Origin of the sequence: Mesorhizobium sp. M2A.F.Ca.ET.037.01.1.1 (assembly GCF_003998075.1) — a bacterium.
GTDB lineage: Bacteria > Pseudomonadota > Alphaproteobacteria > Rhizobiales > Rhizobiaceae > Mesorhizobium.
This window is the reverse complement of sequence record NZ_RZSA01000555.1, coordinates 1-4,481: the sequence shown is the minus strand read 5'-3', so window position 1 is coordinate 4,481 and position 4,481 is coordinate 1. Positions and strand designations below refer to the sequence as shown.

At 63.3% G+C, this 4,481-nt stretch carries 5 protein-coding genes; 4 read left to right on the top strand and 1 reads right to left on the bottom strand.

All coding sequences use genetic code 11. From position 1 onward, the window contains the following. Nucleotides 1–1,024, top strand: a 1,024-nt coding sequence (locus tag EOA27_RS23980) for an aldehyde dehydrogenase family protein (RefSeq protein WP_145970497.1), incomplete at its 5' end; no start/stop codon positions are given. Nucleotides 1,025–1,120: 96 nt separating this feature from the next. Here EOA27_RS23980 and EOA27_RS23975 read toward each other — a convergent pair. Next, entirely contained in the window at nt 1,121–1,981 is an 861-nt protein-coding gene (locus tag EOA27_RS23975) for a LysR family transcriptional regulator (protein WP_126083504.1), read from the bottom strand. A gap of 180 nt (nt 1,982–2,161) precedes the next feature. On the opposite strand from EOA27_RS23975, the gene EOA27_RS23970 reads away from it, so the two are divergent. From EOA27_RS23970 to EOA27_RS23960, 3 genes are all read left to right on the top strand, one after another. Further along, nucleotides 2,162–2,872 carry an alpha/beta hydrolase gene (locus tag EOA27_RS23970; RefSeq protein WP_245491148.1) on the top strand — a complete coding sequence of 237 codons (711 nt, stop codon included), beginning with the start codon at nt 2,162–2,164 and terminating at the stop codon, nt 2,870–2,872. A gap of 254 nt (nt 2,873–3,126) precedes the next feature. Next, on the top strand, nt 3,127–3,951 hold the full coding sequence (locus tag EOA27_RS23965; RefSeq protein WP_126078782.1) for an oxidoreductase: 825 nt from the start codon (nt 3,127–3,129) through the stop codon (nt 3,949–3,951). 50 nt (nt 3,952–4,001) lie between these two features. After that, the coding region (locus tag EOA27_RS23960) for an alpha/beta hydrolase (RefSeq protein WP_145970498.1) at nt 4,002–4,481 on the top strand (480 nt) is incomplete at its 3' end.

The window sequence follows — 4,481 nt, the reverse complement described above, 5'->3', positions numbered from 1 at the left end:
CGCCTATACGACGCGCGAGCCGATCGGCGTGGTGGCGGCCATCACGCCGTGGAACTCGCCGCTGTTGATGGCGGCGATGAAGCTCGCGCCCGCACTGGCTGCCGGCTGCACCGTGGTGTTGAAGCCGGCGGAGGAGACCTCGCTCACGGCGCTGAGGCTAGGCGAGCTCCTGATCGAGGCCGGCCTGCCGGCCGGCGTCGTGAATATCGTCACCGGCCCGGGCGAGACGGTCGGCGCCGCGCTTGCCGCGCATCCGGGTGTCGACAAGGTCGCCTTCACCGGCTCAACCGAGGTCGGCAAGCTGATCGTCGTTGCCGCTAGCGGCAATCTGAAGAAGCTCACGCTCGAGCTCGGCGGCAAGTCGCCGGCCATCGTCATGCCCGATGCCGATATGGAGCTCGCGATCCCCGGCATCGCGCGCGGCATCTTCGCCAATGCCGGCCAGGTCTGCGTCGCCGGCTCGCGCGTCTACGCCCATCGCTCGATCTGCGACCGCCTGATAGAGGGGCTGACGGCGGAAGCGAAGAAGCTGAGGCTCGGTCACGGGCTCGACCCCGATACCGATCTCGGGCCGCTGGTCAACGCGGTCCAGGCCGAACGCGTCGCGGCTTATGTCGCGGAAGGCGAGCAAGCCGGCGCCGACATCGTTGTCGGCGGAAAGCGAACGGGCACCTTCTTCGAGCCTACCGTGGTCACAAGCGTCAGGCCGCGGATGCGCATGATGCGCGAGGAGATTTTCGGACCCGTCGTCGCCGTGACGCCGTTCGACGATCCCGACGAAGCAATCGCCTTTGCGAACGACTCGCCTTATGGCCTCGCCGCCAGCCTATGGACGCGCGATCTCTCCACCGCGCATCGTCTGTCTGCGCGCATCCGTTCCGGCACCGTATGGATCAACTGCCATTCCTACTTCTCGCCGGAGCTGCCCAAGGGTGGTCACAAGCAGTCCGGTTGGGGCTACGAGAACGGCGCGCCCGGCCTGGAGAACTATCTCGAGACGAAGACGGTGTGCGCCCTGGTCTGACGCGGTGCTTTTGTGCTGATGCACCGGTTCAGACTCCCAACCGGGAAAGACGTGGTCCTCGGCACCGGGAACGTTGAGCCATTTCAGGGCCGCACATCATGCGGTCGCGTTCACGAGATGGTCCGATACCGTCGAGATGAACGCGCGAAGACGCTGAAGACGCCGTAGGTCCCGGTGGTATCCCATCCAAATGTCTCGCGCTGGCGGCGACGTCGGCAGTTCCAGCCTGCGGATACCCGGGATCTGATTGCCGACCACGCGGGGCAGGACGGCGATGCCGACGCCTTGCCTGCACATACGCCCCTGGACGTTGCGGTTGTTCGACCGCAGGACCGGTCTCGCGTTGGGGAAACTCTCGATGAGCCACGCGATGTCAGGGAAATGGCCCGTGGATGTGTCATGGGTGATCAGCCGGAAACCGGTCCCATCGCCATATTTGGGATCAGGCGCCTCCTCGGCAATGTAGACGCCGTATTCGAGCCTGAAGAGCCGCCGCTGAACGACATCGGCAGTGTCGAACGGAACGATGCGAAAAGCGACGTCGGCCTCCCGCTGGGCGAGGTTGAACAGGCGTGTGCCGGTCAGGATTTCGACGTCTACATTGGGATAGGCCCTGGAGAAATCCGCCAGGATAGGAGGCAGGACATAGGCCCCGAACCAGTCCGCTGACGAAATGCGCAGACTGCCTTTGAGATTCTGCTCCTGCCCCGCAAGCCGGCGCTCCATGGCCAGCGCGCCTTCTTCCATCTGCTCCGCCAGCGCGATGATCCCGTGGCCCTCGTCGGTCAGAACAAGACCGTCCGCAGTCCGCTGGAAAAGCGTGTGACCGATCGCCTGCTCAAGTGCACGAAGGCGCCTGCCGACGGTCGGATGGCTTGTCTGAAGAGAACGCGCGGCGCCGCCTAGCGTGCCGGATCGCGCAATAGCAAGAAAGATTCTGACGTCACTCCATTCCATGAGACCGCCCACACAAAACTGAACGCCGAGAATACATTTATGTCAGTTAAAGAACAAATCTAAGCACCTAGATTCCCACCATCGGTCGGTCGGACCGTCTCTCGTGTATCACCCCATGTCATTCGGAAGGATCGGCAAATGTCTCTCAAGTCTCTCTATCTCGGTGCTGCGGCTCTTGCGGTGGTGTTCGGCGCGCCCTCCGCTTTCGCGCAGCCGGCCCAAAATGTGATTTTGGTCCATGGCGCGTTGGTCGATGGCAGCGGCTGGAAGGGCGTTTATGAGCGCTTGGTCGCCAAGGGCTTGAAAGTCACGGTCGTTCAGGAACCGAACACTTCGCTGGCGGATGACGTTCAGGCGGTTCACCGCGCCATCGAGCAGCAAAATGGGCCGGTCGTCCTCGTCGGCCACAGCTACGGTGGTCAGATCATCACCGAAGCCGGCGTCGACCCGAAGGTTTCGGCACTTGTCTATGTCGCGGCCATCGTCCCGGATGTTGGCGAGGGCGTAGGTGATGTGTTTGAGAAGTGGCCGAGTCCGACCGCGGACGCGTTCAAGGCGACTTCTGACGGCTTCCTGCTGTTCGACCCCGCGAAGTTCCGGGCGGGATTCGCCGCTGACCTGTCCAAAGCCGAGACGGATTTCATGACCGACTCGCAGGTGCCGGTTTCGGCGAAGATCCTCGGAACCAAGACGCAGCACGCGGCCTGGAAGACCAAGCCAAGCTACGGCATCGTGGCCGGGCTGGACATGGCTATCAGCGCCGAGGCGGAGCGGTCTATGTACAAGCGGGCAAGTGCGAAGGTCACCGAGGTGCCCGGTGCCAGCCATGCGGTTTATATCTCGCATCCGCGCGAAGTCGCCGATGTCATCGCCGAAGCGGCGAGCAAATGAAGCCGATGCCCTGATGTTCAGGCTCAGGGCTGCGGAAGTTTCGTGACCCATGCCCCGAAGCCACCCCTGTGGCTTCGGCATCGCGACCGTCCAACTCATCGGCGCGGGTCTCCCGATGCTTGAAGCTGTCCGCGGGGAGCTGAACAAAGCTGTCTCGGCGGGCCTCGGGGAGAAGGACTGGTCGTCATGGCCGACATGACGGCTCGCGGCGACGGCAGCGTGGCGTCGTCTGAAAACAACTCGGAGAAGAAGTAATGAAAACTTGGCTCATCACAGGCTGCTCAAGCGGCTTCGGCCAGCGGCTCGCGCTCGCCGCAGCACAGCGTGGCGACCGGGTCATTGCGACGGCCCGCAATGTCAAGATGATCGAGGAAATGGCCGAGCCTTTCGGCGGCCGCATGATCACCTTGCCGCTCGACGTGACGGATGCGGCGGCAGCCAAGGCAGCGGTCGCAAAGGCGGTCGAGACCTTTGGCGGGTTTGACGTGCTCGTGAACAATGCCGGCTACGCGCTGTTCGGCGCGATCGAGGAAGGCACGCCCGAGGAATATCGGCCGATGTTCGAGGTAAACGTCTTCGGTCTGATCGAAACCACCAGAGCCGCCTTGCCCGTCCTACGACGTTCGGGCGGAACGATCGTCAATATGTCGTCCGGCGCGGGCATCGAGGGCCGTGGCGGCGGAGGCTATTACCATGCCGCCAAATTCGCCGTGGAAGGGATTTCCGAAGCGCTCGCCGGCGAGCTGAAGCCGTTCGGCATTCGCGTGCTGATCGTCGAGCCTGGGCCGTTTCGCACCGATTTCCTTGGCCGTTCGATCACGATGGCGGCCAACGAGATGCCGGAATACGCCGCGAGCTCGCGCAGGCACTATCGCGAAACCAACAACGGCAATCAGGCCGGCGATCCCGACAAGGCGATCGCGGTCATCCTGCAGGCAGTCGATGCCGATGACGCCCCGCTTCATCTGCCGCTCGGCCCGATCGCACATGCGATCGCCGAGCGAAAGCTGGCTTCCTTTCGCAGCGATATCGACGCCTGGCGCGACATCACGATCGCCACCGATTTCGGCCAGCCCTAAGCGCTGGCCGCGAGCTCTGTTTGAACGTCAACATCGATTGGAAAGCGATCATGATCGCAACTTTGGAAGGGTTTACCCAGCAGATGGTGCCGGTGAATGGCATCAAGATCAACGCCGTCACGGGGGGCTCAGGCCCGCCGATCCTTCTGCTTCACGGTTGGCCGGAGACATGGTGGGAATGGCACCATGTGATGCCGCTGCTCGCCGAGCATTTCAGCGTGGTGGCCATGGATCTGCGCGGCGCGGGTTTTTCCGACTGCCCGCTTGACGGCTATGACAAGGCCACGATGGCGCGCGACGCGCACGAGGTCATGGTTGCCCTTGGGCATGAACGCTACGTCGTGTGCGGCCATGACATTGGCGGAATGGTGGCGTTGCCGCAGGCCGCCATCTATCGGGAGGCTGTTACCCACCTGGCCGTCCTGGATGTTCCGCTTCCCGGCTGGACCGGATGGGAGACGACAACCGCCAGGCTCTGGCACTTCAGCTTCCATATGAACCGGGATCTGCCCGAGCGCCTGATCCATGGC